The following is a 6,300-nucleotide window of genomic DNA, read 5'->3' as shown; positions in this document are numbered from 1 at the left end:
GTGGGATTTGGTATGTGTCGCATCTACAATGAGGATTTTTTGTTTAATGAGCTTGTGTTCAAGGGCGATTTGAATCGATTTTTGTATTAATAAGTCCAAAAAGTGTTCATCTTTAATACGTAACTTTCTGAACTTGGTAAGAGAGGACGCATCAATAACAGAATCCTCTGGAGCTAGACCAAGGAAATACTTAAAGGCCATATCCGATAACGAACGCTCGACAACATCGACATCAGATAAATGATAAATATCTTTCAACAAAAGGTATTTAAACATCATGATGGGTGAGTAAGCCTTTCGACCAAAGTCGACACAATAATGTTTCTCTAACTCATCATAGATAAAACTAAAATCACAGAGTTCCGTTAGCTGCCGTAAAAAATGATTTTTGGGAACAACAATATCATACAGGGGAGAATAGGAACTAAGATCTAACTGAATTTGATTATCAAGCATAGGAATCACCTCGACTCTAGTATAGCAAAAAAAGACATCAAGTTGATGACTTTTTCAGTGGGTTCTTTTTTAGGAGTGTATTTTTGAAGTTTATCTGACTTACATTTTGGACATTTTGGTACTATAATAGTGGCTTTGCTATCTTTTAACCTCCTATAGAGACTGTAGCTAATGATTGCAGTAATGAAAAGAATCGGACCGATATAGTCGAGTAAATTCATAATTTTCCCCCCTTTAAATATTATTTTACTGAATTTTAAACCATTCATCAAGTAAACGAATTGTTGCAGAGTAGCAGTAAGGTGGATGGTTAAACATTGTCTTTGGTAGGAGGCAATATTTTACGTTAAAAGTTTCACATTTTCTTTACAAAATCCGCCAAAAATAGTATAATAATATAAAATAATTCAAATAAATAAAGGAGCTTGTCTATGGCAACATTTTACGTTCCAGCGGTCAACTTGATTGGTCGCGGTTGTGTCAACGAAATTGGAAGTTATGTCAAGGATTTGGGCTACAAAAAGGCTCTGCTTGTAACAGATGATTTTATCCGAACAAGTGATATTTTACCTAAAGTGACCAAGCCACTTGATGAAGTAGGTATTGACTACGTAGTCTTTAGTAAGGTCGATCCTAACCCGACTTGTAAAAATGTATTTGATGGACTAGCAGTTTTGCAGGAAAATGACTGTGATTTTATCATCTCTGTCGGTGGTGGTTCTCCTCAGGATGCGGCAAGCTGTATTTCCATTATGGCAACAAACGGCGGCAAACCACAAGACTATGAAGGATTGCATAAGTCAGAAAAACTTGGTCTGCCAGTTGTAGCAATCAATACAACTGCGGGAACTTCAGCTGAAATCACTATTAACTATGTCATTACCGATGAAGAACGCAAGGTTAAAATGGTTATGGTGGATAAAAACAGCTTAGCTGTTATGTCAGTTAACGATCCTGAGCTTATGTTGTCCAAACCAGCAGCTTTGACTGCAGCAACAGGTATGGATGCCTTGACTCATGCCATCGAAGCCTTGGTAACTCCTGGAGCATACGGTGTGACCAAGAAACTGTCAATGGGTGCCATTGAGTTAATTAAAGAATACCTACCACGAGCAGTTGAAAACGGACAAGATATAGAAGCCCGTGAGGCTATGGTCCATGCTATTTTCCTTGGTGGTATGAGCTTTAACAATGCTGGTCTGGGCTATGTGCATTCTATGGCTCACCAATTAGGTGCTGTTTACGATCTGCCACACGGTGTCTGCTGTGCTATGATTTTGCCAATCATTGAACGTGAAAATGCCAAACGTGTACCAGCAGCTTTCCGTGATGTCGCAAAAGCTTTAGGTCTTGATATCGCAGGTAAGACTGATGAAGAATGTGCTGACTATGCCATTGCACAAATTGAAGAATTGTCTGCCAAAGTTGGAATTCCGAAAAAATTAACAGAGTTGGACATCAAGGAAGAAGACTTTGACTTTGAATACCTCTCTAAGAATGCCTTAATTGATGCTTGTGCACCAGGCAATCCATTCATGCCAACATTAGAAGAAACTATTTCATTCTATAAAGAATTGTTCTAGGATAATATTTGTTTTCTGTTAAGGAAGCGGGGCAAGTGATCCATTATGGTTTGCCCGGCTTCCTCTTTTTTGTGGAAGTATGGCTAACGAATATCAGATAAAATTGAATAGAACTTGTTCTAAGATTTGGTCATTTAGTTTTTATAGTCCTAAATGTCGTAGTTTAGTAAGATATTTAACCATTAGCCTACTTTGACGAATCGATTTTCGTTGACTTCGAAATGATGACTGTAAAAACGACAAAGATATGGAATTTGCCAGCTTCGTAAAGAAGGGAAAAGCTTGCACCGTTTTGCTCCAGTAGCTTGTCCATTAATTGCATGTTGAGAAGAAATGTCACGATTTTTGAAGTGTATTTCTCAGCCTTTACTGACTTACATTTTAGGAATTTAAGTGCTTGTTTAGTTTCCATGTAATTTAGAAAAATAATTCTTTTAGAATAACTGACTCTATGGCTATAGTTGTTAACTATACATCTCTCTAATATTTAAGTATTAGTCAAGGTGGTAAAAATAAGGTAAAATACAGAAAAAGACCAAAGGAGCACCTTTATGACTAGAGAATTTTCATTTGAAACCCTTCAACTCCATGCTGGACAGGAAGTTGATCCCGCGTCAAAATCACGTGCGGTACCTATCTATCAAACTACTTCCTATGTTTTTGAAGACGCTCAAGAAGCAGAAGATTTATTTGCCTTGCGTAAATCAGGGAATATCTATACTCGTATCACGAATCCGACGGTCTCTACTTTTGAAAATCGTGTTGCTGCTTTAGAAGGTGGTATTGGTGCCTTGGCCACTTCTTCAGGAATGGCAGCCATCACATACACTATTCTAGCATTAGCACATGCTGGCGATCACATTGTGGCGGCAACGACACTCTATGGTGGGACTTTTAACCTATTCAAAGAAACCCTTCCTCGCTATGGTATTACAACAAGCTTTGTAGATATTGATGACTTTGAAGCAGTAGAAACTGCCATTCAAGATAATACAAAACTTGTATTTATTGAAACCTTGGGAAATCCTGTTATCAATATTCCTGATCTTGAAAAATTGGCAGAAATTGCACACAACCACCACATCCCGCTTGTTTCAGATAATACCTTTGCAACCCCATATTTGATTAATGTATTTTCTCATGGTGTTGATATCGCAGTTCATTCTGCCACCAAGTTTATCGGTGGACATGGGACGACCATTGGCGGTGTGATTGTCGATAGCGGTAAGTTTGACTGGGCGGCATCTGGTAAGTTTCCTCAATTTGTTGAAGAAGATCCAAGCTATCATAACATTAGTTATACTCGTGATATTGGTGCTGCAGCATTTATTGTAGCAGTCCGTGTGCAATTGCTTCGCGATACAGGTGCTGCCCTTTCTCCATTCAACGCCTTCTTGCTTTTGCAAGGGTTAGAAACCTTGTCTCTCCGTGTAGAGCGTCATGTATCTAATGCTGAAAAGATTGTTGACTTTTTACTTAGTCATCCTCAGGTAGAGTCGGTCAATTATCCATCACTTCCAGATAGTCCTTATAAGCCTTTGGCGGATAAATACCTGCCTAAGGGAGTTGGCTCTATTTTCTCTTTCCAAGTAAATGGCGGAGCAGAAGAAGCGCGTAAGGTTATTGATAGTTTGGAAATCTTTTCCAATTTAGCAAACGTTGCCGATGCTAAATCATTGGTCGTTCATCCAGCTACAACCACCCATGCTCAGTTAGCTCCGGAAGATTTACTTGCTGCTGGGGTCACACCAAATCAAATTCGCCTATCAATCGGTCTTGAAAATGTCAATGATTTGATTGAGGACTTACAGCTTGCTCTTGATAAATTATAGGTTGTGAATCGAATAGCATGACTTCATTCTTTATTAATAAATAAAAGGAAATTTGGCGTGTATGCTAATTTCCTTTTTTATATCTGTTCTAGTTCTTCCAGTCCATTCTCACTTAGTCGGTAGATTCTTTGACAAACTTCTTTCAAAAAACATCTGTCGTGTGATACGCATACCAAGCCACCAGGATAATCGGCAAATAGTTGACGAATATATGGCTGAGAAGTAGGAGAGAAGTTTCGACTGGGTTCATCTAATAAGAGAAAATTGGCTTGATCAAGAACCATTTTTAACAAAAGTAACTTGGCTTTTTGTCCACCAGAAAGTTCACAGATCTTATGATGAACTTCTTGTCGTGTAAACTGCAGACTGGCTAAATGTGTTAAGATCAGTTGTTCCTGCTCACGATTGCCATTTTCTAATAAGAAATCAAGAGGTGTTTTAGACTCATCAAGGACTTCTGTATAGTGCTGGGGCATGTAGCCCAAGTTTATGTCCGCTCGTTGCCTGAGTTCATGATGAATTGTTTTCAGAAAGCTGGATTTACCAATTCCATTTTGTCCAATGATGCCAATTTTCTCTTGTCCATTTAAGTTGAAATGGATGTTTTGAACGAGTAGTCGCTCGTCAACCTTTAATTGGAAGTTTTCTAAGTGAAGTACTTGCTTTCTAGCTGGTAGTGGTGAAATGTCTGAGAAGAAGAGGGAAATAGCATCTTCATGAAAAGGAACTTGTGTGAGATTTTCCTTCATTCTTTCATATCGTTTTTCACGCGATAAGACATTCTTCATTTTCTTGGCTATAAGCCGTCCTAGTGTGGCATCATGGGTGTTGAGCAAGGTATGACGAACCTGTGATTTTTGACGTAGATGCTTGTTCATGGCCTTGTCAAATTCTTTTTGGTCGTTCCGAGCTTGTTGGACTTGCTTCTGATAGGCTTGTTGGCGCTTCTATGTGTAATCCTGATAGTCCAGTTCTTCAACTTTGGTTTGAGCAAGTGTTTTCTTTTTAACTGATTCTAGGTGAATGATTTTTGTAGCTGTTTTACTAAGAAAATCTTCATCATGTGAAACAAATAGGATGGTTTTAGGGCTAGTGATGATATAATTTTCCAGCCAAAGCAAGGTATCCAAATCTAAGTCATTGGACGGTTCATCTAGAAAGACGATGTCGGATGGAGTGGCTAGTGATTTTATCAATTGAATTTTTAATTTTTCGCCACCTGACAGGCTTCCAATCAATTGTTGACTGGCAAATCGCTCGCTGTCAAACTGGAGCTGGTCAGCATAGAGGTAGAGTAGACCGTAATCAATATTGCTCTCTATATCTCCAAAGAAGTAGTCGTTCAAGGTTAGCTCTGCTATTTCCAGTGGAAGACTTTGGGGAATATAGACTGGTGAGTGAAAATATCGGTGAATGTTGCCTGATTGAAGCAGGTAGTCGGCAACAAGAGTTGAATCCATCAAGGTGAGTAATAGGCTGGATTTGCCATTTCCTTCTTCGCCGATGATGGCTATTTTATCGCCAGGGTTGACAATGAGGTTTAGGTCATGAACCAGATTTCTCAAATCTTTTTGATGGTCGAGGGTTAGGTGTTGAGTGGTTAGTAGCATAAGGCCTCCTTTACAAGAAAAAATACACTACCTATTTAGTAGTGTGTCGAAATCTGCTCAAAAAGACCCTATTCAAGGAATAGAGGGAACAGAAAAATGGACGCAAGAAAACTACTAAATAAGTATAGAACTTAAATTTAGTTTACTTGTTATTGTCCATTTCTTCTTACCTCGCATGCTTTATTTGTTTTAATATAGCATATCGCTAAAATCTTGTCAATCAACATGTTATAAAATTTATTGATATTGATAGAGATGTATGTTAAAATGAACTTAATGTTAATGAGAGAGGATCCGAAATGGCAATCAAGGGAATTGAGCAAGCAGATATTTTAGAAATAGACAAACAAGTTCGTCTACGTCGGTATGATGGCCAGCATGATTTTGCTTTTGAATGGCACCAAGATCTAGAATTGGTCTGGCTGGTTGATGGAAATAAGGAACCTTATACTTTGGATCGGCTCAATCGTATGTATGGCTATTTGGCAACAAATGGAGAATGTTACTTTATTGAAATTTTTGAAGACAATCAGTTTATCCCAATTGGTGATGTGACGCTGTTTGCAGATGATTTTGCCATTGCCATTGGAGACAAGCGGTATTGGAAAAAGGGAATCGGGACTAAGGTGTTACAGCGAATGATTGAGCGTGCAAGGGAAGTCGGGCTTGAGGAAATACTTGTCGAAGAAATTTATGATTGGAATCTTGGTTCACGAAAGCTGTTTGAGAAATGTGGCTTTGAAGCAGTAAAGAAGACAGAGAAAGGTTGTTCTTACAAAAAGATGTTATAGGTATTAATTGTGAGATGTTAAAAAGCCT

5 protein-coding genes and 1 pseudogene are annotated in these 6,300 nt (G+C 38.4%); 3 read left to right on the top strand and 3 right to left on the bottom strand.

Annotated elements, in window-relative coordinates; all coding sequences use genetic code 11:
- A partial coding sequence (locus SST62_RS0110685) for a transposase (protein WP_029942761.1) occupies window positions 1–456 on the bottom strand: 456 nt, incomplete at its 3' end.
- A 431-nt stretch (window positions 457–887) separates the two neighbouring features.
- On the opposite strand from SST62_RS0110685, the gene SST62_RS0110675 reads away from it, so the two are divergent.
- Window positions 888–2,039 carry an iron-containing alcohol dehydrogenase gene (locus SST62_RS0110675; protein ID WP_029187331.1) on the top strand — a complete coding sequence of 384 codons (1,152 nt, stop codon included), beginning with the start codon at window positions 888–890 and terminating at the stop codon, window positions 2,037–2,039.
- A 187-nt stretch (window positions 2,040–2,226) separates the two neighbouring features.
- On the opposite strand, the gene SST62_RS0110670 is transcribed toward SST62_RS0110675, so the two are convergent.
- Window positions 2,227–2,451, bottom strand: coding sequence for a hypothetical protein (locus SST62_RS0110670; RefSeq protein ID WP_029187330.1), 225 nt, complete (start codon window positions 2,449–2,451; stop codon window positions 2,227–2,229).
- Between the two features lie 139 nt (window positions 2,452–2,590).
- Here SST62_RS0110670 and SST62_RS0110665 point away from each other — a divergent pair, with 139 nt between their 5' ends.
- Window positions 2,591–3,871 carry an O-acetylhomoserine aminocarboxypropyltransferase/cysteine synthase family protein gene (locus SST62_RS0110665; RefSeq protein ID WP_029187329.1) on the top strand — a complete coding sequence of 427 codons (1,281 nt, stop codon included), beginning with the start codon at window positions 2,591–2,593 and terminating at the stop codon, window positions 3,869–3,871.
- A gap of 77 nt (window positions 3,872–3,948) precedes the next feature.
- On the opposite strand, the pseudogene SST62_RS01000000111780 reads toward SST62_RS0110665, so the two are convergent.
- Window positions 3,949–5,481 (bottom strand): annotated as a pseudogene (locus SST62_RS01000000111780) (ATP-binding cassette domain-containing protein).
- A gap of 299 nt (window positions 5,482–5,780) precedes the next feature.
- Here SST62_RS01000000111780 and SST62_RS0110655 point away from each other — a divergent pair.
- Window positions 5,781–6,272: a GNAT family N-acetyltransferase gene (locus SST62_RS0110655; RefSeq protein ID WP_029187328.1), complete on the top strand. Its 492-nt coding sequence runs from the start codon at window positions 5,781–5,783 to the stop codon at window positions 6,270–6,272.
- The last annotated feature ends 28 nt before the right edge of the window (window positions 6,273–6,300 follow it).

The sequence above is a fragment of the Streptococcus suis YS56 genome (genome assembly GCF_000440115.1).
GTDB classification, from domain to species: domain Bacteria; phylum Bacillota; class Bacilli; order Lactobacillales; family Streptococcaceae; genus Streptococcus; species Streptococcus suis_L.
This window is presented reverse-complemented; position numbering and strand designations above follow the sequence as displayed.